Below are 25,810 nucleotides of genomic sequence, written 5' to 3' on the forward strand. Positions count from 1 at the left end.
AAGATCAGGCATCAGTGGCGTTGGGTATCCCGGTCGGCGTGGGTTGGCTCGCCGCAGAGACTGCATCGCCTGCAGGCTGAACCGGTTGCGGCCCGGTCGCTCCTTCTCGGCGGCCCACGCCGTGATAGACAAAGCCCTCTTCTGCAGCGACTTCCGGGCGCATCACGTTGCGAAGGTCGACGAGGATCCTTCCGCGCATCCGCTCTTTCAGTGCGCGCAGGTTCAGCGCCCGGAACTCGTTCCACTCGGTCAGGATTACGAGCAGGTCCGCCCCCTCGGCGGCATCGAGCGCGTCATCCGCCCACTCGACCCCCGGCAGAAGCGGCTCAGCGTTGGCACGCCCCTGCGGATCATAAGCGCGCACGCGGGCCCCGCGCTCCATCAGCATCGGCAGGATGACCAGGCTCGGGGACTCGCGCATGTCGTCGGTATTCGGCTTGAAGGTCACGCCCAGGCAAGCAATCGTCTTGCCGCGTACCTCGCCGCCCGCCGCGCGCTCGATGCGCGGGATCATGGCGATCTTGCGCTCAGTGTTGACCTTCTCGACCTGTTCGATCAGCGAGAGCGGGGCGCGGGCCTCCCGGCCGGTGCGCACCAGCGCGGAGACGTCCTTCGGAAAGCACGACCCGCCAAAGCCCGGTCCTGGATGCAGGAACTTGTCGCCAATACGACGGTCCGAGCCGATGGCCGTGGCGACCTGTTGCACATCGGCGCCCACTTCCTCGCACAGATCGGAAATCTCGTTGATGAAGCTGATTTTCATCGCCAGAAAGGCGTTGGCCGCGTATTTTGCCAGCTCGGCGGACTCGCGCCCGACGAAAATCACCGGCGCGTTGCGCAGGCGCAGGGGCTCATAAACGCGCTCCATCTTGGCCTTGGCGCGTTCATTATCCACGCCCACAAGCACCCGGTCCGGATGGGTGAAATCCTGAATGGCGGAACCTTCACGAAGGAATTCGGGGTTGGAGCACACGGCGAAGTCGGCATCGGGCCGCAGCTCACGCAGGCGCCGCTCGATCTCGCGGCTCGTGCCCACGGGCACCGTGGATTTGGTCGTGACGACGGTGAAGCCGTTCAGATGCGGCGCGATCTCCGCTACGGCCTGGTAAACGTATCTGAGATCAGCGTAGCCGTCGCCGCGACGCATCGGGGTGCCAACGGCAAGGAAGACCAGGTCCGCGTCGCGCACGGCCTCGGCCAGCTCGGTCGAGAAGTGCAGCCGCCCGGCCTTGACGTTCCGCTCGACCAGCTCTTCCAGACCCGGCTCATAAATGGGCATCTTGCCGTCAACAATGCCGGCGACCTTGTCGGCATCCTTGTCGATGCAGTGCACATGCCAGCCGAAATTGGAAAAACAGGCGGCGGACACCAGCCCGACATAGCCCGCGCCGATCATGCAGATGTTCAAGATCGCTCTCCTGATCGTTGAGCCGCCCGCATTCCCCTGCGAACGCCACCCGAAGCCTGGACGAAAGTCGCTGTCATTGCGGGCTAGATAGCCAATAAGACACGATCATGCAAACGTGCCGCGGTCGTTGTCTGCGCGATGCTTATCCTGTGGTGAAGGCGTCTTGCGCATACCCCTGCAAATAGAGCAGGGCGGTCAGATCACAGTGCCGGATGCTGGTGTCGGCCTGCGCAGCGACGACCGGCTTCGCGTGGTAGGCCACGCCAAGCCCCGCCAGTTCCAGCATCGCCAGATCGTTGGCGCCGTCACCAACGGCCAGCACGTCGTCGAGCGGGATGTTATGGGCGCGCGCTTGTTGCAGCAGCGTCTCTCGCTTGGCCTCGCGGCCCAGGATGGGTTCGGCCACCCCGGTCAGCTTGCCGTCGTCGAACAGAAGCACGTTGCCCCGATGCGTGTCGAAGCCAGCGCGCCCGGCGACATCGCCTGTGAAAAAGGTGAAACCGCCGGAGACCAGGATTGTCACCGCGCCGTTGGCGCGCATCGTACCGACGAGTTCGCGCGCGCCGGGATTAAGCGTGATGCGCGTCTCCAGCACGTCGGCCAGCGACGCCTCAGGCAGCCCAAGCAAGAGCCCGATCCGCTCGCGCAGCGCGTCCTCGAAATTCAACTCGCCACGCATGGCGCGCTCGGTAATTGCGGCGACCTGGGGCTTGATCCCGACGGCGCCCGCGACTTCATCTAGGCATTCCTGTCCGATAATGGTGCTGTCCATGTCGGCGATCAGCAGACGCTTGCGCCGGTTTTCGGCGGGCAGGATGGCGTAGTCGACGGACTGCTCGTCGATGAGTTCAGCCATCTGTTCATGCCAGGTCGCCAGCCTCTCCGCCGGGGCATCGGGCAGCGGGATTTCGGCGGCCTTGCCGGGCGCGAGCCAGCGCACCTCGCCAGCGCCGGTCAGCGTGGCGCGCGCGGCTTCAACCAGCGCGGCAACGTCATCGCCCGGTGCGGGCGCCATGAGGACGAGCACATAAGACATCAGGCATCCATGCTGCGAGCAGACACAGTCAGGCGGGGCGTTCGGCCCGGGAGCGTCGCATGACGGCCAAAGACGCCATTCTTATCGCAGGGCCGACGGCGAGCGGCAAGTCCGCCTTCGCGCTCGACCTCGCAGAGCGGCGCGGCGGGCTGATCATCAACGCCGACAGCATGCAGGTCTATCGCGAGCTGCGGATCGTGACAGCCCGGCCCTCCGAATCGCATCAGGCGCGGGTGCCGCACCGGCTCTATGGCGTTCGCTCCGGCGTTGCGCCGTATTCGGTCGGCCAGTGGCTGGACGACGCCGCCGAAGCGCTGCGCGAGGCGCGGGAAAGCGGCCTTGTCCCGATTTTTGTCGGCGGCACAGGGCTTTATTTCAAGGCGCTACTGGAGGGGCTGTCGCCGGTGCCCGAAATCCCCGACGACATCCGCAGCTACTGGCGCGAGCGGGCGCGCATCGAAACAGCGGCCGCGCTGCACACCCTGCTGGGGGACCGGGACCCAGCCGCAGCGGCGCAGCTCCGCCCCTCCGACACCCAGCGCATCGTCCGCGCGCTGGAGGTGGTGCAGGCGACGGGCCAGTCCATCACCCAATGGCAGCAGGGCGAGGGCACACCGCTTCTGAACGCGGAGCAGACCGAGAAATATGTCGTCGCGCCGGACCGTGCCACGCTCTATCGCGCCTGCGATGCGCGCGCGGCGCGTATGGTCGAGGACGGCGCGATCGAGGAGGTCGCTGCGCTCCTGCGTCTCGGGCTGGATCCCGCGCTTCCCGTCATGCGCGCGATCGGCGTGCGACCATTGGGCGCATATCTGCGCGGCGAAACTGATCTGGAGACGGCGCTCAGCCGTTTGCAGACGGAGACGCGGCGCTATGCAAAGCGGCAACTGACCTGGGCGCGGCGAAATATGATTTCGTGGGGTTGGATAGAACCGGAATAAATCGTCTCAAAACGGCATTGAAATTGTCGCTTTCATGCGCGTCGCCTATTGACCGGGCATTCGCATGTCGATACCTTGCGCAGCGCTTGTGCACTGCACTTAAATAGTGATGGTGCGCCGCGTGCGCGCCGAATGACCGGAACCCCCCGAATCAACACCGGTGACAAGAAACGAGCTGTTTGGAGCGAGTTGAAATGAGCAATCAGATGACGGGCGCGGAGATCGTCTTGCGCGCACTGGCCGATCAGGATGTCGAACTGCTGTTTGGCTATCCGGGCGGTGCGGTGCTTCCGATCTACGACGAAATGTTCAAGCAGAACGCGCTGCGTCATTATCTCGTACGTCACGAGCAGGGCGCGGTCCACGCAGCGGAGGGCTATGCCCGTTCGACCGGTAAGGTGGGGGTGGTTCTCGTCACCTCCGGTCCGGGCGCGACCAACGCAGTCACTGGCCTGACCGATGCGCTGATGGATTCGATCCCGGTGGTCTGTATCACCGGGCAGGTCGCCACGCATCTGATCGGCAATGACGCCTTCCAGGAATGCGACACGGTCGGCATTACGCGCCCGGCCACGAAGCACAATTATCTCGTCAAGGACATCAACGATCTGGCGCGCGTGTTGCACGAGGCGTTCTACGTGGCGCAGAGCGGGCGTCCGGGGCCGGTCGTCGTCGACATCCCGAAGGACATCCAGTTTGCCAAGGGGCCGTATCTCAGCCCCAACCAGATCACCCACAAGAGCTATCGCCCGGCGGTCAAGGGCGATCAGCAGGCGATCCGCGACGCGGTCGACCTGATTGCCTCGGCCAAGCGGCCGGTGTTCTACACGGGCGGCGGCGTCATCAACTCGGGGCCGAAGGCGAGCATGCTGTTGCGCGAGCTGGTGAACCTGACCGGCTACCCGATCACCTCGACGCTGATGGGGCTCGGGGCGTTCCCGGCTTCAGATCCGAAATGGCTGGGGATGCTCGGCATGCACGGCACCTATGAGGCCAACATGTGCATGCATGACTGCGACGTGATGATCAACGTCGGCGCACGCTTTGACGACCGCATCACCGGGCGGCTGGACGCCTTTTCGCCCGGCTCGAAGAAAATCCACATCGATATCGACCCGTCCTCGATCAACAAGAACGTGCCGGTCGACATCCCGATCATCGGCGATGTCGCGCATGTGCTGGAGGAAATGGTGCGCGTCTGGCGCCGCCGTGCCCCAGAGATCGACCAGGGTGCGCTCAAGGCGTGGTGGAACCAGATCGGTGAGTGGCGCGGGCGCAAGAGCCTGAGCTACAAGAACCGCAAGGACGTGATCATGCCGCAATATGCGGTTCAGCGGCTCTACGAGCTGACCAAGGACCGCGACACCTACATCACGACCGAGGTTGGTCAGCATCAGATGTGGGCGGCGCAGCATTATCACTTCGAGGAGCCGAACCGCTGGATGACGTCGGGGGGCCTCGGCACCATGGGCTACGGTCTGCCGGCGGCGATCGGCGTGCAGACGGCGCATCCGGACGCCCTTGTCATCGACGTCGCGGGCGAGGCCTCGATCCTGATGAACATGCAGGAGATGTCGACCGCGGTTCAGTACAATCTGCCGGTGAAGCTGTTCGTCCTGAACAATGAGTACATGGGCATGGTCCGGCAGTGGCAGGAGCTGATCCACGGCGGGCGCTATTCGCACTCCTATTCCGAGGCGTTGCCGGATTTCGTCAAGCTGGCCGAAGCCTACGGGGCCAAGGGGCTGCGCGCGACAAAGCCGGACGAGTTGGACGATCTCATCATGGAGATGATCGACACGCCTGGTCCGGTGATCTTCGATTGCTGCGTGAGCAAGGAGGCCAACTGCTTCCCGATGATCCCGAGCGGTGAAGCGCATAACAACATGCTGCTCGGCGACGAGGCCGACGGTGCGGACATCGAAAGCGCGATCACCGAGGAAGGGAAGGTCCTCGTATAATTCCCGCCGGTCGGAGGGACGGCCGGCAAAAACCCCGGCGCGGCGCAAAAGTTGCCGCGCCATTTTTCATGCGCTATGCGAGTGAAGGATTGACTCAAGAGGAAGATGATGTCGCCGCCGCAGGAAATCACCGAACAGCACACGATCTCGGTTCTTGTCGATAACGAGCCGGGCGTACTCGCGCGGGTGATCGGACTGTTCTCCGGGCGCGGCTACAACATCGACTCGCTAACGGTCTCCGAGACGTCACACGAGGCGCATCTCTCACGGATTACCATCGTGACGACCGGCTCGCCGATGGTGATCGACCAGATCAAGAACCAGCTCGACCGGCTGGTGCCGGTGCACCGCGTTGTCGACCTCACCAAGCTCGGCAATCCTCTGCAGCGCGAGTTGGCGCTAGTGAAGGTCAAAGGCACTGGCGAAAAGCGCGTGGAAACCTTGCGTCTTGCCGAGGCGTTTCGTGCGCAGGTGGTCGACGCCACGACCGAGCATTTCATCTTCGAGATCACCGGCCGGCTGTCCAAGGTCGAGCAGTTCATCTCGCTCATGCAGCCGCTCGGGCTGGTCGAGGTGGTGCGGACCGGCGCGGCCGCGATTTCGCGCGGTGCCGAGCCGATCTGACGCGCCGGCTCCTGACCAGCCAATCGGACCTGCTGAGCCCTGTGCGGACCCTTGCGCGTTCGCGCCAGCGCGCATTTCTGCTGCGCGGCTACGGACGGCAGCGCCCGCGGACCGTCATTTTTCAATGTTTTCCAAACGTATCCTGACGTAGCATGCCCGCAGCGCGTGGGAACGCGATCACGCCGTGCGGCACACCTCAGAACACCAGAACGAAACACCACAGACTTCCGCGATCCAATCTGATAACGCGAGCAGTGCTTAGGAGATTCGACAATGATGCGCCTACTCAGTGTGATCGGTCACATCATACGGGAATTGTCCGCGGTCATCATGGCCGTCTTTATCGGGATATTTTTCTTTTCCGGCTGGGAGATTGAATTCGCGACCCAGGAGGAGGCCATATTCTATTCGTTCATGGCGGCGATCTTCCTGTTCGCTTACCTGTGGCTGCAGTCCGGCGGTATCGCGCTGACGGGCGTGCCGAATTCGCTGGCGATGGCGACCGACGCGATTTTCTCGATTATCCCGCTGATTCCGTTGCTTTTTGCCTTTTTCGAATATGCCGGCGGCGACCTGCAGATGAGCTATTTCCAGTTCTATTTCGGGATCGCGATGCTGGTGGCGCTGCTTTTCGATGTCGTCGTGAATCTGACGCTGATGATCCGGTTGAGCCGCCGTTATCTTGGCGAGAGCGGCCTGGAATAGGCGAGGCGGGGCGCGCCCCGCCGCCACAGCGCCTTCGACCTGTCCGATATGGCGGCGGACTCCGGCGGTCTGCCGCGCAGGCGTCCCGTCTTCTCAGACAAGGGGACATGAGCGGTTGCGAGCCGCGCAGGAACGCCGCGCCTGACCGCGGGCCCGGATGTTACGTTACCCGTGTTGGCCGCGACAATCACCCGGCACGTAATTTTGCAGCCGGAAATACACGTATAAGTCGAAAAATCCAAAGGTGGACAACTTTTATTGATCGCGCCAGTCCACGTCGTCGGGCGGTGCAGGTAAAAATTGTTTCGTGGTGTAGTCAGATATTCGCTTTTAGTCGCCTGCTCGAATTTTCCCGAAAATCATTGATATCTGATAAGGTAAACGTCTATGGTTACTCCTTCAGTTGGAATATCTAAGTTGCTCGCGCAAATTTGTGACGAGTCGTTTTGGTATTGTGATTCAATCACTTGCACTTGATGGGGGTGCCAATTCATGCGGCGCATGGATAGGGGCGAAGTGTGCGATCTGTTGGATCGTGTCTATCAGTCAACAGCCGAAGAAACGCTGTGGCCACAGATCATCGCGGGGTTGAAGCAAGCGCCGTGGCGGGGGGACAAGACGACCGACACACTCGCTTCAAATGGAGCGGTCCGCGGTCCCGCTTCAGAGCGCGCCAGCAGCGCCCATCTGGCGGATTCAGTATCACAACTTTCCTATCAGGCGGGTGACACCCCGTTTCCCGGAGACCCGTTGCCGCGGGTCGTAAAGCAGACGCCTTTTGGTCTCACGGGCGCAGGCGTGGAGGCCGGGGACATTCCGGCCGGGCGCGAGACGCTTTTCCGGGAGGTAATCGCCTCCTTGCACGTGCCGGCGCTGGCCGATCGTCCCGAGCTGAACCTTCTTGGTCCTGCAGCAGCCGTTCCCTCGCAGACGGCAACGCAAGAACAAGAGGACCTTGAGAAGACGGTGCTGCACCATACCTTCCTGGCATTGCGGATCGCACGCAAGGTGGAAGACCTCCGGGATCAGGGGTGGGCCGCTGAGGCCGGCTTGGGTCGACTCGCGATCGGTCTGATCCTCGTCAACTGCGACAAGCAAGCCAGGCCGATCAATGATGAAGCGCGTGCGATCCTTGCCAAAGGCGATCTCGAACTTCGCAACGGCAGGCTGACAACGGCTGACAAGCGGGCGCGCCTGCAACTGGAGAGCCTGCTGGATGGGCTCACGGATGAAGACGGGGATCGGCCGACCGGAGGTGGGGTCACGATCCGGCGGATGAATGAGTATGCGCTGCAGATCTGGGGCGTCCCGCTTCGTCATGAGGAGCGGTCGCTCCTGGATCCGCGCGAGCGACCTCGCGGTCTGCTTTTCGTGATCGACCCGGAACGGGCGCCGTCGACCCCAACGCATCTGCTGATGGAGGCATTCGGGTTGACGCGCGCGGAGACGTCGCGGACGCTCGCGCTGCTGCTCGGCGAAACGGTCGATGAGTACTGCGAGCGGACCGGTATCAGCCGTAACACCGCGCGTACGCACATGCGGGCGATCTTCGACAAGCTCGGCATCAACAAGCAGACCGAGTTGATCCGCCTGCTTTCCGGCTTCCGCCTGGTGAATATGGGCGACTGCGAGTAAGTCCTGCCGTCAGGCAGACACCGCGCGCAGGGCGTCGATCACTTCGCCCATGGCCGCTTGCACGAGCTGGCTGTCGTCGCCTTCGGCCATGACGCGGATGACGGGCTCGGTGCCCGAAGGCCGGATCAGCAGCCGGCCGGCATTGCCCAGGCGTTGCTCGCTCCGCGCGATCGCCGCCTGAACGGTGTCGCTTTCCAGCGGCTTGCCGCTCTCATACCGCACGTTCTCAAGGAACTGCGGCACGCGGTTGAAGCGGTGGCAGACCTCACTGACGGGCGCGTCCTTGTCGACCACGACGGACAGCACCTGCAGCGCTGTGACGAGCCCGTCTCCCGTGGTGGTATAATCCGACAGGATAATGTGCCCGGACTGCTCGCCGCCGAGGTTGAAGTCGCGTTGACGCATCCGCTCGACCACTTGGCGGTCGCCCACGGGGGTGCGCTCCAGGCCAAGGCCCAGTTTGTTCAGGTGCCGCTCCAGCCCGAGATTGGACATGACGGTGGCCGCGATGCCATCGCCGCGCAGCCGTCCGGCGCGCTTCCAGTCCTCGGCGATCAGGGCGAGGATCTGGTCGCCGTCGATCAGTTCGCCCCGCTCATCCGCGATGAGCACGCGGTCGGCGTCGCCGTCGAGCGCAATTCCGATATCCGCGCCGCGTTTGCGCACGGCTGTGCACAGCGCCTCCGGGTGGGTCGAGCCGCAGTGATCGTTGATGTTGAAGCCGTCGGGCTGCACGCCGATGGGGATCACTTCCGCGCCCAGCTCCCACAGCGCGAGCGGGGCGACCTTGTAGGCTGCGCCGTGGGCCGCGTCGATGACGACCTTCTTGCCGGTCAGGCTCACGGTGCGGTCCAGCGTGCGCTTGGCGTACTCGATGTAGCGGTCGTGCACGCCGTCGATGCGCCGCGCCCGGCCCATGCGCTCCGGCGTGGCGAGCAGTTCAACGCCGCCATTTTCGATCAGTTGCTCGATCTGCGCTTCCTTCTCGTCGCAGAGCTTGTAGCTGTCGGGGCCGAACAGCTTGATGCCGTTGTCGTAATAGGGGTTGTGGGAGGCCGAAATCATCACGCCGAGATCGGCGCGCAGCGAGCGGGTAAGCATGGCGACGGCCGGGGTCGGGATCGGGCCGAGCAGGAAAACGTCCATGCCGACCGAAGTGAAGCCGGCCGTCAGCGCCGATTCGATCATGTAGCCGGACAGCCGCGTATCCTTGCCGATCACGACGCGATGCCGCCGTTCGCCGTTGGTAAACAGATGCCCGGCCGCCATGCCCACCTTGAGCGCCGTCTCAGCGGTCATCGGCCGGTTGTTGGCTTTACCGCGGATACCGTCGGTGCCGAAATATGCTCCCATGGCCTCTCTCGCCCCAAAATTCCCCGTTAGCGCGCTTGCGCCATTACGGCAAACTATAGCAGCGAATCCGGCAATTCCGCGCAGAAGCGGACACGTTTCGTTTCAGAAAGTTGCACGGTGGGTCAGGTATTGAGCGCATCGAAGGGCGCGCCGTGGGCCGCCGACAGCCACACGCGCAGGGCCTGGCGCGTCTCGCGCACGTCGTGCACGCGCAGGATCTGCACGCCCTGGCTGGCCGCAGTGATCGCCGCGGCGATGCTGCCGGGCACGCGCTTCTTGGGCTCCCGCTCGTCGTTGAGCGTGCCGATGAAGCGCTTGCGCGACGCGCCGACGAGGACCGGCACGCCGAGGCCGTGGAACAGGCTCAGCCCGTTCAGCAGGGTGAGGTTGTGCTGGAGCGTCTTGCCGAAGCCGATGCCGGGGTCGACGGCGATGCGCTCTTTCGGGATACCGGCGGCGATTGCCGCGTCAATGCGCGCGGCGAGAAAGTCGTAGACCTCCAGCAAAACGTCGTCATAGCGCGGGTCGTCCTGCATCGTTTTCGGGTCGCCGAGCGCGTGCATGAGGATGACCGGCAGGCCGGTCTGCGCTGCCGCGCTGAGGGCGTCCGGATCGTGCGTCAGGCCAGAGACATCATTGATGACCTTCGCGCCTTTCGCCGCCGCCTCGGTCATCATCGCGGCCTTGCGCGTGTCGATGGAGATCGGCGCGGGCAGACCGCTCAAGCCTTCGAGCACCGGCATGACACGGGCGCGTTCGTCCTCCAGTGACACCGGGTCTGAGCCGGGGCGCGTCGACTCGCCGCCAATGTCGACGAAATCTGCGCCTTCCTCGGCCAGCCGACGCGCCTGCGCGAGCGCCGTCTCCGGTTCGGCGAAATCGCCGCCGTCAGAGAAGCTGTCAGGCGTAATGTTGACGATACCCATAAGCCGCGGCGCATCCATCGCCACGCCGGCGAGGGCGGGGCGGGGTGCGCTCAGCACCTCGAGCCGCTCGGCAATGGCCGGTTCCTCCATGGCCTTGAGCGTCGCGGCGCGGGCAATCACCGATTTGCTCTGGCCCGGCGTGCCTTCGATCAGTTCCGCCGCGCCAAAGGCCGCCGGCCCGCCCGCCAGCGGCAGCGCGAGGCCCGCCTCGGTCGCCTGTCTGGCGTGATCCCCGAAAATGATGCCCAGCGGCTTGATGTACAGACCGTCTGCCAATGCTGACCCCCTCGGTATGTTCGTTAGCGCCCGGCGTGCTTGTCCCGCCCGCCGGCTGCCGGCACGCGGTATAGCAGTATCGCGCCTGCGGTTACAGATGGATCAGCGATCAACCCGTCGTCGCCCGGGCGCTCGGCCGGGTCCGTTCGGTTTCGCCCGGCTGGTCCTTCTCGCGCATGTCCTCAAGGTCCTGCGCGAACAGCTCTTCAAGTTCCTCCGCCCGTCGCTTTGCTCGCGCGCGCATCTTCTGGGCGTCGGTGAAGTGCTTGTAGTCGTCGAACAGGTGCTTTTCGTCGTGCTTGCGGAAAGTCTCGATCAGGCCGTTGGCCTCATGCGGCGGCAGGCCGAGGCCCTGCAGGAGATCGCCCGAAACCTTGAGCGCGGTGTAGAATGTCTCCCGGTAGATCCGCGTGATGCCGAGATCCATGAGCCGATGGACGTGCTGGCGATCCCGCGCGCGGGCGAAGATCGGAATGTGCGGGTAGCGCGAGCGCAGGAACGACGCCGTCTTGATGCTGTCCTCAGCATTGTCGATCGCCAGTACAACGGCGCGGGCCTGCCCCACTTGCGCGGCTTCCAGCACTGCCGGATTGGTGGCATCGCCGTAATAAATCTTGTTGCCGTACTGTGCCACGAAGTCGACCTGCTCGACGCTGGCATCCAGCGCGGTAAACGGGATGCGCTGGGCGCGCAGGATGCGCGCAACGATCTGGCCGAAGCGGCCGAAGCCCGCGATGATGATGTGCCCCTTTTCGTCAGGCATCTCGTCGAAAGCTGCCGGAACGGCGGGCGTTTTGGGTCGCAGCCATCCGTCAAGGACGAGCAGAACCGGCGTGGCGACCATGGACAGCGTCACCACCACGCTGACGAACTCGGACACCGGCTCGCTCACCACGTTCTGCGCCACCGCGTTGGTCAGCAGCACGAAGGCGAACTCGCCGCCTTGCGACACCGCCAGCGCCAGCCGGCGCGCGGCGGGGTTGTCCAGCCCGTAGAACCGGCCCAGCACAAAGAGCACGACGATCTTGAGGGCGAGCAAGCCGACCACCGCCGCGGCGATGTCGCCCGGCCGGTCGCTCAGCAGCGACACGTTGAGCGCCATGCCGATCGACAGGAAGAACAGCCCGAGAAACAGCCCGCTGAACGGGGCGATGTCCGCCTCGATCTGATGGCGGTACTGCGAGTCGGCGAGTAGGGCGCCCGCGATGAACGCCCCTAAAGCCGCGGACAGCCCGACCCAGTCCATCAGCATCGTGACCAGCACGACCGTGAGAAGCGCGCTGGCCGTCGTCGCCTCGCGCACGCCGGTGAGCGCCACCAGCCGGTAGAGCCGCGCCACGACGAAGCGTCCGACGATGATGATCGCCGCAAGCGCGCCCAGTAGCTTGACGGCGGCCAGCAACGTCATCTCGTCTCCCGCCAGCGAGGCGGCGGCGAACAGCGGGACCATCGCGATCGCCGGAATGGCGGCCAGATCCTGAAACAGCAACACCGAGAACGCCACCCGGCCGTGCCGCGCGCGCAGCTCGCCCTTTTCATCGAGCACCTGCAGCGCCAGCGCGGTGGAGGACAGTGACAGCGCAATGCCGAGAAACAGCGCGATCGCCGGGCTCAGGCCCAGCAGTAGGCCGCCGCCGGTGAGCAGAACCGCGGTCACGATGACCTGTGCCGCGCCAACGCCGAAGACCGCATGGCGCATCGCCCAGAAGCGGCGCGGCCGCAGCTCCAGCCCGATCAGGAAGAGGAGGAGCACCACGCCGAACTCGGCGATGTGCAGGATCGTCTGAACCTCGTAAAGCGAATAGACCAGCCCTATGCCGTAAGGTCCGATCAGCACGCCGGCAAAGATGTAGCCGAGCGCCGAGCCGATGCCGAGCCGGCGTGCCAGCGGCGCGATGATCGCCGCCACGGCGAGGAAAACGGCAAGCTGCGTCAGGCTGGTGGCTTCCATCATGAGGGCGTCCGTCGGTGTGGAAAGGCGCGCCGGATACGGCGGACGCTTCGCAGCCTACCACAGGGCGGTCAACGCGGCACGCGCGGTGGTTGATCGGTGTTGTTCCGATGGTCGGGCCAATGGACAAATGGCCGCGACGGTGGTATTCATCTCCGGTGATCCTATATCGGGAACCAGAAGGCATTCGCCCTTGCCCGCCGCTGCGGGGGCCGGTCATCCGATTTCCTTTTCGGGCGCATAGCTCAGTTGGTAGAGCAGCTGACTCTTAATCAGCGGGTCCTAGGTTCGAGTCCTAGTGCGCCCACCAACGAAATCAATCACTTAGGGCAAAATCGTTTCCTCCAATCCAGACTTGGGGAAGCATATGGGGAAGCGCTGTACAGTCGTCAGGGCGACTGGGTGTAGCGATTGCCCGGCAGCTGTTTCCTAGGCCGTGAACTCATAAACGGCTGAGGGAATTCCCAAACCCTGACGAGTCAGATCCAACGCGGGTCATAAGGAGGATTGCGCATGGCCCGCTACGATCTCACCGATCTCGAATGGTCTGTCATCGAACCGCTGCTGCCGAACAAGCCACGCGGCGTACCGCGGGTGGACGACCGGCGCGTGCTGAACGGGATATTCTGGGTCCTGCGTTCGGGCGCGCCCTGGGCGGACCTGCGGGAGCGCTACAGGCCGAAGGCGATCCGCACAACCCACTTCCGCCTGGACCAGGGCCGGCGTCTGGGACCGGATTATGGACGCGCTGACAGAGGCTTATGAAGGCGATATCCAGATGATCGACGGCACCAGCGTGCGAGTTCATCACTCTGCCGCCACTTTAAAAAAAGCCACCCGGATCGTTGTCTCGGACGAAGCCGGGGCGGTCTTACAATAAAGATCCATGCTCTCACCAACCGGGCCGGACTGCCGATAAGGCTCCCGATCACGCCCGGGCAGACCCGCGATGTCCAACCGGCTCTCGGGATGCTCGAAGGGATCGGCGCCGGCGCCATGCTTCTTGCGGATAAGGCCTATGATGCCAGCACCCTCCGCAGCCAGCTTCACCAGCAAGGCGTGTTCGCCAACATTCCGGCGCGCGCGGGCCGCTAGTAGCCGATCGTGTTCAGCCCGTATCTGTATAAGGCGCACAACGTGATCGAGCGTTTCTTCAACAAACTCAAGTTCTTCCGCCGGATCGCTACGCGCTATGACAAACTCGGCTCGACCTTCCTGGCGATGATCAAGCTCGCCGCAATCCGCTTATACCTGCGCGCTTATGAGTGTACGGCCTAAGATGCTTGGGGTCGGCAGTTTGATTCCGCCATGCGCAATTACAGTCGATCGAGGTGGCCCGCGAAGTCCTGAAAAACATACCATCTTTGGTAAGCAGAAAGGTCGGTGGTTCGATTGCGGCAGCCGGAATCAAACTACTTCCTTTCATTACTCAACCCTATAAGAAAGTCGTAAACAGTTGGTGGCGCTGGATAAAAGTCGCCCAAAAAAGCGGGCTCACGACCGTCGCCTCTCAGGCGGCGTTGCGGATGCGTGTCTCTGGCGTATTCGGGTCATGCCGTAGCGTCAGGCGGGGCGACCACGGGGCGAACTCGTACGTCTTTCAGCCACGGGTACGGCCCCAGGCTGAGTCGCGCTTGCCAGCATGTCTCCGCGACCAGGCGCTCTGACAACGGTCGTCCGCGTCGAACGCGCCGATGCGCACGCGCCAAAAATTAGCGCGCGTCGCGCTGCGTATCTGGAAAGTCTGCGGCCTGTATTCGCCCCGAACCTGAAAAGATTTTCATTTTTGCTGCGTTGCGAAATGACAACACAGAGCGCTTAGTTTGATGTTTGTCATGAGTCATGGTCTTTGAGGTGAAGATTTGGGTTGTTTTCGTCTTGCAAGCTGCCGCGGTGTTGGGTATCAGGCGCACATAACTTTGGTGAACACATCAAACGGAAGGGCGCTTCTGCCCTATCCGGCGTATATAGAGTACGGGGTGGGCAGATGGACGCGAGTCGCCAACAGGGCTCGGTCAAGTCGCATACTGACGTTGCAACAGCTGAGCTGTTTGCCGCGCCGGAGCAGATCGAAGGCCTGAAGCGCGAGGCCGGGGAGCTGCCGAGCTGGGATCTGAGCCCGCGCCAGATCTGCGATCTCGAACTTCTGATGAATGGCGGCTTCGCGCCGCTGAACGGCTTCCTGCGCGAGGCTGATTATCACAGCGTCTGTGACACCATGCGGCTGGAGAGCGGCGCGCTCTGGCCGATGCCGGTGACGCTCGATGTGAGCGCCGAGTTCGCCGATCGCGCCCGCGCCGCCGGGCGGATCGCGTTGCGGGACGCCGAGGGCGTGCTTCTCGCGCTGATGGATGTCGAGTCGGTCTGGCGCCCCGACAAGACGCGCGAGGCGCAGGCGGTCTTCGGCACCACCGATGTCGCTCACCCAGGCGTGCGCTACCTGTTCGACACCGCGGGCGAGGTTTATCTCGGCGGGCGGGTGATCGGTATTCAGCCGCCGGTGCATTATGACTTCCACCATCTGCGCGCCGATCGCGCCTTATGCATCCACCCGGCGCAAGGTGCGTAACCGTCCGGTGAGGACCGTCAGTGGGCTTGCTTGAAGTTCCACGGCAGTAATTCGTCGATCCGGTTGACCGGGTGATCGGCGATATGGGTGAGAACGTCCCGGAGATAGGCTTGCGGACCGAGCCCGTTCAGCCGGGCGGTGCCGATCAGCGAGGCGATGCTGGCTGCCCGTTCGCCGCCGTTATCGGAGCCGGCGAACAACCAGTTCTTGCGTCCCAGCGCGATCGGCCGGATCGCGCGCTCCGCCGCATTGTTGTCGATCTCGATGGTTCCGTCATCGAGATAGCGCGCAAGCGCCGTCCAGCGCGACAGCGCATAGCGGATGGCCTGCGCCGTGGCGCTCTTCCCGGGCAGGCGGGCGCGCTCGCGCTCAAACCAGCCTCTGAGAGCCTCGACCTTCGGGGCGGCATGCTGCTGGCGGATTTTGCGGCGCTGATCCGGCGGTGAACCGCGGATATCGGCCTCGATGTCGTAAAGCTCGCCGATCCGTCGCAGCGCCTCCTCGGCCACCGGCGCCGGCCCCGCGACAGTCAGGTCGAAGAACTTGCGCCGTACATGCGCCCAGCACGACGCCTCGACAATGCCGCTGTTATCCGGCCGGTACAGTCCCTTGAACCCGGCATAGCCGTCGGCATGAAGAATGCCGGCAAAGGCCGTCAGATGAGTTTGCGGACGGATGCCCTTGCGGTCCGGGCTGTAATGGTAGCACACGGCCGGCGGCGCTTTGCCGCCATAAGGCCGGCCGTCGCGGACGTAAGCCCATAGCCGCCCCTGCTTCGTCTTGCCCCGCCCCGGATCGAGCACCGGAACCGGCGTGTCGTCGCCATGAAGGCGGCTTCCGGCAAAAACGTGCGCGCGCAGCGCGTCCACCAGTGGCGCCATCAGCCCCGCCGAGCGGCCCACCCAGTCGGCCATGGTGGAGCGGGCAATCTCCACGCCTTCGCGGGCATAAATCTCGGACAGGCGGTAGAGCGGAAGATGGTCGCAATATTTGGCCGTCAGCACATGGGCAATAAGACCCGGCCCGGGCTTGCCCCGCGCGATCGGCAGCGACGGCGGATCGGCCTGCACCACCGTATCGCAGCCTTTGCAGATCAAACGCGGGCGGATATGGCGCACCACGCGGAACGAGGCCGGGACGTAGTCCAGCACTTCCGACACATCCGCGCCCGCCTTGAGGAAGCGGGCGCCGCCGCAATCGGGGCAACAGCTGCTGGCTTCATGCAGTTGTGGAACGCGCGGCAGATGATCCGGCAAGGGTTGACGGGCCGGTTTTTCCCGCTCTTGCCGGCCAGGCGAAGCCGGCTCACGCGGCTGCTCCTGCGCCGCGCACGCCTCGATGTCCTCGAGCGTCAACTCAAGCTGCGCGATGGCCCGCTCGATCTTCTCCGAGGAAGCGCCGAACCGCGCCCGCCGCAGCGCCGCCAGCTGCGCCTTCAGCTTGTCGATCAGCGTGCCCTGTGCACGCAGCTCAGCCGCCTGGGCGGCGATGATCGCCCGCAGCGACTCGGGATCGGAAGGCAGGGCGTCGAGAGCAGCGTCCATAAAGCGAAGCTATGTGATTTGCCGCCGGCCGAACAGGACGGCTTGCCCAGGACCACAAAATAATCACACCACACGCCGAGGCGGCGCGGTCCATGCCGGACGCCGCCAATCGATCCCTTCCCACAACATGGCAAGCTGCGCCGCGGTCAGGCGCGCCGTCCCGTCGGCCGGCGACGGCCAGGGAAAGCGGCCACGCTCGAGAACCTTGTAATAGAGGCAGAAGCCTTGCCCGTCCCAATACAAAAGCTTGATCCGGTCGCCGCGCCGGCCGCGAAAGGCGAACACCGCGCCTGAAGCCGGGCGCTGGCGCAAGACCTCCTGCGCCACGGCCGACAGGCCGGCAATGCCCTTGCGCATGTCGGTCACGCCGCAGGCCAGATAGACCCGCACACCCGGACCCGGCGCAATCATGCCGCCTCCACGGCCCGGATCAGGGCGCCGAGACGCTCGACATCCATCGTCGCGTCGATCCTCACAGCCCGGCCGTTGCGGCAGACAATCTCGACACGCGCGTCAGGTGTTCGCACCGGCTGCGCCGTGGTCTCCGGCCCGGCGCCATCCGCATGAACCAGTTCCACGGGAAGAAACGAGATCGCCCCTTCAGCATCGGATCCGCCACGCCGGTAGCGCCGCCGCCAGGCGTAAAGCTGCTGCGGGAGAATATCGTGCCGGCGCGCCACCGCCGCTGCGCTGATCCCCGGCCTCGCAGCTTCCTCCAAAATGCTCAGCTTTGCTTCCACCGACCAGCGCCGCCGCCGTTCGCGGCCGGTCATGATCTCCATCCGTCCCATCGCTATCCCATGGCTTCGCAACAAATTGCCAAATCAATTGCGAAACCTGGACCAGAACGGCTTCAGCGCCAATCTAAGCTCACCGGACGGTTACCAAGGTGCGCGACCTGATCGAGCCGCTCGGCGGCTTCCTGGAGGTGCATGTCTCGACGCCGCTGGAGGAATGCGAGAAGCGGGATCGCAAGGGGCTATACAAGCTGGCGCGCGAGGGCAAGATCACCGGTTTTACCGGCATCGACGATCCATATGAGGCGCCGGAAGCGCCCGAGGCCGTGATCGATACGCTGAGTATGTCACCGGATGAGGCAGCACATACGCTGCTGCTGAAGCTGGAGGCGATGGGGCTGGTTCGTCAGTCTTCTTAACACGGCATCAACGCACCTCAATGCGCCAGAGTGTGGTCATCGGCGCGGGGTAGAGGGTGATGTTGTCGGAACGGGCGAAAAAGCGTCCGTCCGGCGTGGCGCTTCGGGCGTTTAGGCCATTCATGAAATTGCTTTTCGTGCCGCGCCTCGACAGCGCCCATCCGATGATCGACTAACGTCAGGCTGGCCGCGTCGCGCCTGAGCTTAGCTTCCGAGAAGGCGCGGCCACAGTCAGACCGATGGTTTCGACATCGAACAGCGACCTGATTTCCGGGTGCCGCCCGAAGACGTCATCCCGGAAGGCGACGGCCTGTTCAAGCACATCCTCCGGCATATCCCTCATCCATTGGCCTTCAAGGTGAAAATCTCTGTTGAACCGCATTTTCCGGTTGATCAGCATGTCACCCTGCTGCTCGTCGGTGCCACGCCGGGCATAGCCTTCGAGAAAGAGCTCCGGATCATCCGGGAAGGGAAAATCGAATTTTCGGCAGAAATCGGCAAGGACCGATTCTGGCGAAATCAGCAATTTCTCATGCTGAACGACGAAACACTGGCCGGCATTTTGCGCGATAAAATCAGCATAACTTTTCATTCGCTCTTGCCAGGAAAACAGGCTCTTTTCAGCAAACCTAGTTGTGAAATCGAGAATCTTTTCCGGATTTTTGTGCTCGAACTTTTTCTTTGAGTATCGGAAGTAGCTGTTCACCCAGGAAACCGGATCTTTTACCGACAGGATGAATTTCAATGTCCGTCCATGAAGGGCGTCCAACAGGCGATTGTAATCTTTTGGTGAAAGCGACTTAGGCAAAGGCATTTCGGCGGCCCAATCTTCCATCGCCGCCCAGCTTATGCTGCTATGCTTGTCGCCTAGAATATTAGCTGCGACTCGCAAATCCAAATTTACTTCGATGATCCCTCGCAAAGCGTTCGTTCCGCTGCGCTGTAGGCCGAATTGCTTGATGATTTCCATGATCTTATCTTCGCGTCTTAAAAGCACCCCACATAAACAGCTCAGATCCCCCGCAAATGCCACGCGATCTCCGTTTCCCCCTCGAAATCGACGATCAGCGTGTCGATGCTGTCATGTTCCAGAAAGCCGTGGCCGACGATGCCGCCCATGCGGGGGCCGGCCGCCGCGTTGCCCCGCACCCGGTCCACCGCCGCCGCCCCGGTGTCGAGCATGAGGCTGAAATCCGAGCCCGGGTGCGTCAGCGTCACCTTGCCACCGGCCACCTGCGCCGTGACATGCTCACCGCAGTGAAAGCGGAGCTGCGCGCCCGCGCAGGGCGCTGACAGTGTATCGCGGCAGGCGATCTCCAGCCGGTCCAGAGCGCAGCTCAGCCGGCGCGTGACGCTGAGCCCCTCATAGGCGTCGTGCTGCCCGCTCAGATAACAGGTGTCGCCCTCCTACCCGCCCTCCAGCCATGCCAGCCCCGGCTCGAGGGCATAGGGCAGATCCGGCACGAACACACAGTTGTGCGCGGCCGCCGAGCGCAGATAGGCCGGGATCGGGGCAGTGTATTCATGCGAATGGAAGCTAGGGTCGATCAGCCATTCCACCCCGTCGAAATAGAGCGTGAGGGCAAGGTTGTCCTCGTGCTTGTGGGTTTTCGACAGCGATGTCGCCAGCATCGTTAGCATGAAGGGGCGGTTTTCATGATCGGCCTTGACGATCGCATAACCCGCCTCTGGCAGCACCGTCACCTCGCGCCGGCCATAGGGGATCTGTCCGCGCGGATTGGCGGTATTCTGATTGGGTAGGCGGAAGGTGTCGCCCTGTGACAGCGCATGGCGGGGATCGGGATAGCGGAAGAACTCGCTGAAGGTGCGCAATTCCTCGGCGATGGCGGGAATGGGGGTATCGCGCCCGCTGAGCATGGCCAGATTGCCGGCGAATTCCAAGATGCGCTGTACGCCATGATGATAGCCGATGGAATTCTCCACGAAGACTGCATAACCATTGTCGCGCTGGATGAGTTTCGCGAACTGGTCTTCCAGCCGCGAAAGCGCGGTATCCCCCCAGCCCTGCGAACACGGCCAGGATGGGAAGGCCAGCGTCACCGCTAGCAGCGCCAGATCCTGAAACCAGGCATGGTTGTGATAGCGCGTCGGCTGATGCCCGGCATAGAACACTTCAGACGCCAGAAGTTGCGCGTGGCGGAAGATGATGCGCCGCAGCCGCGCCATGAAGCGTTGGTCAAAGCCGTGCTGTTGTCCCACAGCGTAAAGCTGCACCATGGCCAGGCAGCGCTCGGCAGTGCCGTGATCGTACCAGGCGTATTTCAGGTTCGGGTCGGGCCGGAAATAGCTGCGCTCGATCCAGCCGGCAACAAATTCCCGGGCAGCGAACAGTGGGCCCGTCTCGCCGCTGTCATGGGCACGCAGCATCAGCATCGTGGCGGCATGCAGCGCGTGCCAGGAATACTGGTAGGTGCCAGTGTCGGTCAGGCCGGGCGGCAGCGTGGCCGTGGCGGGCCAGTCAAGCATGGTTTCGCCGTAAAGCGGGCATTTGCCGGTCTCCAGGAATTCCTGCGCCTGCGCCGTGTAGGATCGAAAGCATTTGCGTTCGTAGGCCTCGATGGCATGAACGACCTTCTCGGGCACGGGCTGGTCGCGGTCCAGCCAGTCGGGAAGAGCCGCTCGATCCTCCTGCCACAGGAGCATTTCGCCCACATCCAGATACGCCCGAGCCCCTGGTGCCCCCTTGATATAGAGCCGAATATCGGCGATCTCGCGGTCCTCGGGATGCGCCCAGTCGTGGTGCCAGCCCCAGGCAAGATCGTCATGGCCGACCAGAAAGTCGAACCAACGATCTATTGCTGGCTGGGCAGCCTTCACATGAGCGAAAGCCTCCTTCCATGAATAACCGATGCAGATGTAATTTATGTATTCCCAACCCCGCAGGCGGATGCGGGCGCCGACGCCGCTGGCAACCTGGGCCCTTGGCAGCCTGAGTCGCAATTGATAGCTGCCGGCTCCGCCACGGAATGCGCAAGAGACATGATCCTGCAATGTGGTCAGGGTTCCGCCGCCGCTCAGGCACTCTGCCGTCAACGGGTCAGCCCCCGCTGCCCCGCTCGCGCTAAATCGGGAGACTGACCACAGTTTCCTATCCGCAAGGCATGGCGGCCAACTTTCGGTCAAACGGTTATCCGGATCCAATTTCATAGAGGGCAGCTACGTTTCCGGCGTCAATTTGAAGCTGTCGAGGTAGAGTTCGAGGCAAACAGCTCAAGCTCTTTTTTGATCACCTCCTCGGCCGCGCTCTGCCGGCGCACGCGTGCCGCCGCGGCTTCCGACATTGCCAGAAAACGTTCGGGATCGTGATACAACGTCTCGATTGCCGCAGCCAGCCCGGCGGCATCCTCCGGCGGGGCCATGAAGCCGCAACTTTCATCAACGAACTCCGGAACCGCGGCCACGGCATTCGTCACCGGCACCAGGCCGGACGACATCGCTTCATCACGAGAAACACCCTGGCTGTCCCATCGCGTCGGACACAGGAATACCCCATACTCCTTATGCAACTCAGCGATTTCCGGTTGCGTCAGGAACCGCCTCTCGATCGTCACGTTGTCCAGCCCCCGCAGCGGCGCCAGTGTTTCTTCAAACAGCTTGCCATCGCCAATAATCCGGAACTCCAAATCGCTGAAAAAAGGCTTATCCCGAAGAGCCAGGATGGCTTCCACGCTCAAGTCATTGGCGTATTTTCGCGACATATATGGCCCAATCGCCAGGATTCTCAGTCGCTGCGATGCCTCTTTGGGCTCATAGCGAAATAGCTCGGTATCAATCGGATTATGAATCACCGAGTAGCGACTGGCTGGGAGCGGAAGATCGTAGTCCTCCATCACCTCGTTCGCAAAATGACGCGATACGAATGTAAAGTGCAGATCATCTTGGTAATTTGAAAAAATATCTTTCCAAAAATTAATTCGGTCTTCACTGGCCGACTTTGCACGCTTAAGATGCTTTTTGGTTTCGTAATTGAAGCTTCGACGCCACCACGGCTGAATCTCAAAGCCGTGCACCCACACAACAATTCTTGTGTTGCGGCAGAATTGTCGAAGGACGCTCCACATGTCGGGATCAAGAAAATGAACAATTATACTTTCGTAGTGTCCGTTCTCTATGAGCCGTTGAAGGTCCTCCTTACCTCCCGTGATGACATCGACCCCGTGAAACTCATGAAATGAGAGGCGCTCCTTCACCCGCAAACGGAAGACGTCGACATTCACACCGGCGTTTTTGTAGCTGACAACCCGTCTGTGCACGAACCCGTTCCGATATATGTCGTCATAAGAAGGATAATGGTTGGTCACTATTAGGTGGCGCGCCGTCGCAATGGGAGCACCACTAAAGTCAATGTGATCAAAATGTAATTCGTTGATGCGAGCCTCACCGGGCCCCAGGATTCTCAATCCCAATTTCGCCGTCGCAGCTTCAATGGGTAATTTGACCGTATGATTGCGATTGGCAGGAAGGATGCTGTGGTCGATGCGATTGTTTTCAGCGTCGAAATACTCCATCACGAAGCTAATATCCAAGCCTGCATCAGCATCCAGATGGCATTTCAGGCGATTTCGCTTTTTGCACTTACTTCTAAGCCAAGTAGTATTGACAGGCGTGGGAGCATAAATATAGGTGTGTTTGCCGTCTGAAAGGTCAGATGTTATAGTCCAACCATCCTCTGTGGTGGTTGTATGAATATCCTGCGCCCTTCCGGTACCAAAAAGCTCAGCAAGCTCACCACCGTCCAGGGATTCAATCTCTGCAGTTTCTCGCGCTCCCACTGATATATTTTCGGCTTTTCTCAGAAGTGATTCCAGCGTTACGCCCGTATCCAGGTCAATGTCGTCGACAACGTCGGACACCTCTCGACGGTGGGTCGCTACATTACCTCCTTGGCAGTAATTGAAGGGGTCTATCGCGAATTGCTCTGGTAGCTCGTACTGCCACCCTTCTAACTTTGATATCCACTCCCGCGCGTTTATACGGTCGGCTGCGTCCTTGGAGATAGCCGAGCGCCGCGCAGCCAGCTTCCCGGTGGACTTATAAGCGGCAGCGAACGAATTTCGGATCGCTTTTCCGCCTTCGTAGGTATAATATTCGGTTTTCCCGATGACCTCCTTGTCTCGGGCATAGCGCGTCGCCAGCGCGATATCGAGCAAGTAGTTGGGACCGTAATGGTCGTCCGGCACCATTGCCGCGATCCATTCGACATCATCTCCCGCAAAATCAGACAATGATTGATGAGAGACGTCATCGAGAGATACTATTTTAACCTGTTTGCTGCACTTCGGCAGGTTGTTTGCTTCAAGAGAAGATGGTGCGACCACTGTGAGTTTGGCTTCGACCCCGCGCTGCCTCTCGAACGTCGAAATCACCCGCGACGCTTCATCGCACGTCTCGACGCGCGAAAAAACGCAGAACCTCGGCAGCGGAGAGCGTCTGTCAGTATTTGTTACGCACGATACAATGTACTCCAAACGGGATTGATACGTGTGCTCTTTCATCACCTTACGGAGACCGGCTAGCCGAAAGCGTTCTTCGCGGTCCGGTTTTTTCGACAGCTGTTCGAGTTGTTTTAGCGCTTCGGATCCGGAATCAGTAGCGACGATAAGATCACCAAAAAGAATTCGCAGGGCCCGCGAATAATTGCTAATGACAATTGTGTTGCTCGCTAACAACTCAACGACTCGGCGCGCAAACATCGTTTGAGAGCGTTTTATGCTATTCATGTTCAAAGCATAGCGGTATCCCTTATATGCTATGCCAATTTGATTGGCAGGCAACGTTCCCATTATATATTGATCAAACCTTTCTGGAAACGCATAATCTGGATGATCCTTACCAAAGTTGCGGTCGTATATTTCTAAAGGTATTTTTGGAGGTAGCTTTTCCATAAACTCTTCGAAATCGCGCATCCGTTCTGGATAACGAGCGTAATATGCGCCGGCAAAGCAAATCGCGTCCTTGCGTTGATATTCCTCAATTGGGTTATGAATTTCTGGCTGGCAGCCAAACGGAAGCAGAAACACATTGTCATGCCCTAGCTCAGACTTGTATCGCGCAATACAATCTATATCTGTAGTAAATACGAAATCAAACAGCGCGGCTGTGTTAAGAAATGTAGCAAAATGAACTGGGTCCTCTTTGTTCCAAAACACTGTTGGAATATCCCTATTGCGGCACCACTCGATCGAATCATGAAGCTCTTGACTTCTTTGGCCGATCTTGCGATCCCACGTGCCGTCCCTACCTTGCCAAGCGGATTCAACGAACAATAAATCAGGCTGGAAATTCTCTAGCTCATTCAAAGTATTTGTTGCTCCCAGTTGAAGAAATTCCGCTTCCCTTGAAAAACAAATGTGAGAAAAGTCATCAAGTATGCAGGCGATCCGGAGCTGCTTTGTCGGCTTAGATAGCTTTTCGGCCCACTGGGGTTGCCGGAGTGAAAGCGGGATCGTATTCTTTTGTATGTTTTGAGGCCGTGCGTTCCGTAATTGAGTAGGATAAATCGAGACCCCATTTTTGATGCGCGCCTTACAGCCGTCCGTAGACGTGCGCAGCGCCGAGGCAGTATTTTTCTCCATCCGACGCCGCATCCGCTTCACAAAGCGGCGTGGCAGAATCGGCGCAAAATGAAGAATGACGTTACTAGATAGCGCTTTACGATAGGAGGGATCAGCTAAAGTCGGCGCCCACGTCTTGCCCTTCGTACCGGCCACTGGTGCGGCATCAACTGGCGGCACGAACCGCTTGCGAAACGAGCGCCGCAGGCGGCGGGATATGTCGCGCGGCGCGTGGACAACTTGATCTGCTGTCTGTGCGAACAGCCAACGGGATGAGCTAACTTTCGTCTCAAGATCGCTGTACCGATCCCGTGCATTACGCAGCTCTTTCTCGAGACGTTCTATGGACGCCCGATAGACTTCTTCTTTGCGTTTAAGTTCGCTTATCTGCTGGCCTTTTTCCGCGAGTTGCGCAGAGAGCTCGGTCTGTTGCTTGTGTTCAGCCTCGAGTTTTTCGACCAGTTCGCGTTCGATTTTATAGAAGCTATTCTCCAGTATTTCAAGAACACCTAAATCGCACTCGCCGTCTAACTCGTCTGAATTCCTTTTTTTTGCGACAAATCCAACCCATTTACCAAGCACTTCTATACCAACAACTTGAAATCCCTGTTTTAAATATGACAGCGGCTTATGTATATAAAATGTGTGCTTGTGATCGAAAAAATCATTAATTCCAAACGGTGTCGTAATAATAAGAGTCCCTTCGGACTTCAGAGCCGAAGCCGCTGCATCTACGACTTTCTCAGGTTGGTTAAAATGCTCAAGAATTTCGCCCATTATCACTGTATCAACTTTCTGAGGCGGAATATAACTGAGGCAGTCGGCTTGCTCGAAGACGACACGTGAAGAAACGTGTTCTGGTTCTTGTTCTAGTAAATCGCGTGCATCACCAATCGCCTGGGAATCAGCGTCGATTGCATACACGCTATATCCTTCGCGAGCCAGGAGAATGGAAGTGATACCTTGACTGCATCCAATATCCCAGACGATATCGCCTTTAACGTGTTGGCAAATCCAATTGAGGCGCTCGTGCGTCTTCCGCATCATTACCTTGCCCATTCCTCCAAAATAGGCATCGGCAATTCGATCTTTTATCAGGCTCCTGAAACCGTCGACCATAGCTCCACCACTCTTGTTACCCCTTCGCGCG

At 61.1% G+C, this 25,810-nt stretch carries 19 protein-coding genes, 1 tRNA gene and 1 pseudogene; 9 read left to right on the forward strand and 12 right to left on the reverse strand.

Annotated elements, in window-relative coordinates:
- Nucleotides 1-4: 4 nt before the first annotated feature.
- Nucleotides 5-1,408, reverse strand: a complete 1,404-nt coding sequence (locus BXY53_RS05445) for a UDP-glucose dehydrogenase family protein (protein WP_119060855.1) — start codon at nt 1,406-1,408, stop codon at nt 5-7.
- Nucleotides 1,409-1,550: 142 nt separating this feature from the next.
- Nucleotides 1,551-2,444 carry a phosphoserine phosphatase SerB gene (gene serB / locus BXY53_RS05450; RefSeq protein ID WP_119060856.1) on the reverse strand — a complete coding sequence of 298 codons (894 nt, stop codon included), beginning with the start codon at nt 2,442-2,444 and terminating at the stop codon, nt 1,551-1,553.
- 59 nt (nt 2,445-2,503) lie between these two features.
- On the opposite strand from serB, the gene miaA reads away from it, so the two are divergent.
- The 5 genes from miaA (at nt 2,504) to BXY53_RS05475 (ending at nt 8,310) form a co-directional block, all read left to right on the forward strand.
- Nucleotides 2,504-3,385, forward strand: coding sequence for a tRNA (adenosine(37)-N6)-dimethylallyltransferase MiaA (gene miaA / locus BXY53_RS05455; protein ID WP_119060857.1), 882 nt, complete (start codon nt 2,504-2,506; stop codon nt 3,383-3,385).
- Nucleotides 3,386-3,579: 194 nt separating this feature from the next.
- Nucleotides 3,580-5,346, forward strand: a complete 1,767-nt coding sequence (locus tag BXY53_RS05460; RefSeq protein WP_119060858.1) for an acetolactate synthase 3 large subunit — start codon at nt 3,580-3,582, stop codon at nt 5,344-5,346.
- A gap of 108 nt (nt 5,347-5,454) precedes the next feature.
- Nucleotides 5,455-5,970 (forward strand): acetolactate synthase small subunit, encoded by a 516-nt coding sequence (gene ilvN / locus BXY53_RS05465; protein WP_425359179.1) that lies wholly within the window; start codon nt 5,455-5,457, stop codon nt 5,968-5,970.
- A 273-nt stretch (nt 5,971-6,243) separates the two neighbouring features.
- On the forward strand, nt 6,244-6,675 hold the full coding sequence (locus BXY53_RS05470) for a hypothetical protein (RefSeq protein WP_119060860.1): 432 nt from the start codon (nt 6,244-6,246) through the stop codon (nt 6,673-6,675).
- An 864-nt stretch (nt 6,676-7,539) separates the two neighbouring features.
- Entirely contained in the window at nt 7,540-8,310 is a 771-nt protein-coding gene (locus tag BXY53_RS05475; protein ID WP_147361503.1) for a helix-turn-helix transcriptional regulator, read from the forward strand.
- 9 nt (nt 8,311-8,319) lie between these two features.
- Here the strand turns inward: BXY53_RS05475 and glmM are convergent, their stop codons facing one another.
- The 3 genes from glmM to BXY53_RS05490 form a co-directional block, all read right to left on the reverse strand.
- Nucleotides 8,320-9,663 (reverse strand): phosphoglucosamine mutase, encoded by a 1,344-nt coding sequence (gene glmM / locus BXY53_RS05480; RefSeq protein WP_119060862.1) that lies wholly within the window; start codon nt 9,661-9,663, stop codon nt 8,320-8,322.
- Between the two features lie 122 nt (nt 9,664-9,785).
- A complete protein-coding gene (gene folP, locus BXY53_RS05485) occupies nt 9,786-10,865 on the reverse strand; it encodes a dihydropteroate synthase (RefSeq protein WP_210209152.1) in 1,080 nt (359 codons plus the stop codon).
- A gap of 109 nt (nt 10,866-10,974) precedes the next feature.
- Nucleotides 10,975-12,819 carry a monovalent cation:proton antiporter-2 (CPA2) family protein gene (locus BXY53_RS05490; protein ID WP_210209153.1) on the reverse strand — a complete coding sequence of 615 codons (1,845 nt, stop codon included), beginning with the start codon at nt 12,817-12,819 and terminating at the stop codon, nt 10,975-10,977.
- Nucleotides 12,820-13,050: 231 nt separating this feature from the next.
- On the opposite strand from BXY53_RS05490, the gene BXY53_RS05495 reads away from it, so the two are divergent.
- From BXY53_RS05495 to BXY53_RS05505, 3 genes and pseudogenes are all read left to right on the forward strand, one after another.
- Nucleotides 13,051-13,126: transfer RNA gene (locus tag BXY53_RS05495), tRNA-Lys, on the forward strand.
- A 203-nt stretch (nt 13,127-13,329) separates the two neighbouring features.
- A pseudogene (locus tag BXY53_RS05500) lies at nt 13,330-14,094 on the forward strand (IS5 family transposase).
- A gap of 709 nt (nt 14,095-14,803) precedes the next feature.
- Entirely contained in the window at nt 14,804-15,385 is a 582-nt protein-coding gene (locus tag BXY53_RS05505; protein WP_119060863.1) for a bifunctional sulfate adenylyltransferase/adenylylsulfate kinase, read from the forward strand.
- Between the two features lie 17 nt (nt 15,386-15,402).
- On the opposite strand, the gene tnpC is transcribed toward BXY53_RS05505, so the two are convergent.
- The 3 genes from tnpC to tnpA form a co-directional block, all read right to left on the reverse strand.
- Nucleotides 15,403-16,929, reverse strand: a complete 1,527-nt coding sequence (gene tnpC / locus BXY53_RS05510) for an IS66 family transposase (RefSeq protein WP_119060864.1) — start codon at nt 16,927-16,929, stop codon at nt 15,403-15,405.
- 63 nt (nt 16,930-16,992) lie between these two features.
- Nucleotides 16,993-17,340, reverse strand: coding sequence for an IS66 family insertion sequence element accessory protein TnpB (gene tnpB, locus BXY53_RS05515; RefSeq protein WP_119060865.1), 348 nt, complete (start codon nt 17,338-17,340; stop codon nt 16,993-16,995).
- Nucleotides 17,337-17,702 (reverse strand): IS66-like element accessory protein TnpA, encoded by a 366-nt coding sequence (gene tnpA, locus BXY53_RS05520; RefSeq protein ID WP_170144350.1) that lies wholly within the window; start codon nt 17,700-17,702, stop codon nt 17,337-17,339. The genes tnpB and tnpA overlap by 4 nt, the downstream gene beginning before the upstream one ends.
- A gap of 116 nt (nt 17,703-17,818) precedes the next feature.
- Here tnpA and BXY53_RS05525 point away from each other — a divergent pair, with 116 nt between their 5' ends.
- A complete protein-coding gene (locus BXY53_RS05525) occupies nt 17,819-18,085 on the forward strand; it encodes an adenylyl-sulfate kinase (RefSeq protein ID WP_119060867.1) in 267 nt (88 codons plus the stop codon).
- A gap of 178 nt (nt 18,086-18,263) precedes the next feature.
- Here the strand turns inward: BXY53_RS05525 and BXY53_RS05530 are convergent, their stop codons facing one another.
- From BXY53_RS05530 to BXY53_RS05545, 4 genes are all read right to left on the reverse strand, one after another.
- Nucleotides 18,264-19,055 carry a sulfotransferase family protein gene (locus BXY53_RS05530; protein ID WP_147361504.1) on the reverse strand — a complete coding sequence of 264 codons (792 nt, stop codon included), beginning with the start codon at nt 19,053-19,055 and terminating at the stop codon, nt 18,264-18,266.
- 41 nt (nt 19,056-19,096) lie between these two features.
- Entirely contained in the window at nt 19,097-19,303 is a 207-nt protein-coding gene (locus tag BXY53_RS05535; RefSeq protein ID WP_147361505.1) for a hypothetical protein, read from the reverse strand.
- A 189-nt stretch (nt 19,304-19,492) separates the two neighbouring features.
- The gene (locus BXY53_RS05540; RefSeq protein ID WP_170144351.1) at nt 19,493-20,923 is read right to left on the reverse strand and encodes a heparinase II/III domain-containing protein; all 1,431 of its coding nucleotides are present in this window, start codon (nt 20,921-20,923) and stop codon (nt 19,493-19,495) included.
- A 353-nt stretch (nt 20,924-21,276) separates the two neighbouring features.
- Nucleotides 21,277-25,779: a glycosyltransferase family protein gene (locus BXY53_RS05545; RefSeq protein WP_119060871.1), complete on the reverse strand. Its 4,503-nt coding sequence runs from the start codon at nt 25,777-25,779 to the stop codon at nt 21,277-21,279.
- Nucleotides 25,780-25,810: the final 31 nt, after the last annotated feature.

The sequence above is a fragment of the Dichotomicrobium thermohalophilum genome (assembly GCF_003550175.1).
Taxonomy (GTDB): domain Bacteria; phylum Pseudomonadota; class Alphaproteobacteria; order Rhizobiales; family Rhodomicrobiaceae; genus Dichotomicrobium; species Dichotomicrobium thermohalophilum.

Excerpts from the sequence above, each read along its gene's own strand:
- serB (WP_119060856.1), bottom strand. The coding sequence starts at position 2,444 with ATGTCTTATGTGCTCGTCCTCATGGCGCCCGCACCGGGCGATGACGTT.
- miaA (WP_119060857.1), top strand. The coding sequence starts at position 2,504 with ATGACGGCCAAAGACGCCATTCTTATCGCAGGGCCGACGGCGAGCGGC.
- BXY53_RS05460 (WP_119060858.1), top strand. The coding sequence starts at position 3,580 with ATGAGCAATCAGATGACGGGCGCGGAGATCGTCTTGCGCGCACTGGCC.
- ilvN (WP_425359179.1), top strand. The coding sequence starts at position 5,455 with ATGTCGCCGCCGCAGGAAATCACCGAACAGCACACGATCTCGGTTCTT.
- BXY53_RS05470 (WP_119060860.1), top strand. The coding sequence starts at position 6,244 with ATGATGCGCCTACTCAGTGTGATCGGTCACATCATACGGGAATTGTCC.
- glmM (WP_119060862.1), bottom strand. The coding sequence starts at position 9,663 with ATGGGAGCATATTTCGGCACCGACGGTATCCGCGGTAAAGCCAACAAC.
- BXY53_RS05490 (WP_210209153.1), bottom strand. The coding sequence starts at position 12,819 with ATGATGGAAGCCACCAGCCTGACGCAGCTTGCCGTTTTCCTCGCCGTG.
- BXY53_RS05505 (WP_119060863.1), top strand. The coding sequence starts at position 14,804 with ATGGACGCGAGTCGCCAACAGGGCTCGGTCAAGTCGCATACTGACGTT.
- tnpC (WP_119060864.1), bottom strand. The coding sequence starts at position 16,929 with ATGGACGCTGCTCTCGACGCCCTGCCTTCCGATCCCGAGTCGCTGCGG.
- tnpB (WP_119060865.1), bottom strand. The coding sequence starts at position 17,340 with ATGATTGCGCCGGGTCCGGGTGTGCGGGTCTATCTGGCCTGCGGCGTG.
- tnpA (WP_170144350.1), bottom strand. The coding sequence starts at position 17,702 with ATGACCGGCCGCGAACGGCGGCGGCGCTGGTCGGTGGAAGCAAAGCTG.
- BXY53_RS05530 (WP_147361504.1), bottom strand. The coding sequence starts at position 19,055 with ATGGAAATCATCAAGCAATTCGGCCTACAGCGCAGCGGAACGAACGCT.
- BXY53_RS05545 (WP_119060871.1), bottom strand. The coding sequence starts at position 25,779 with ATGGTCGACGGTTTCAGGAGCCTGATAAAAGATCGAATTGCCGATGCC.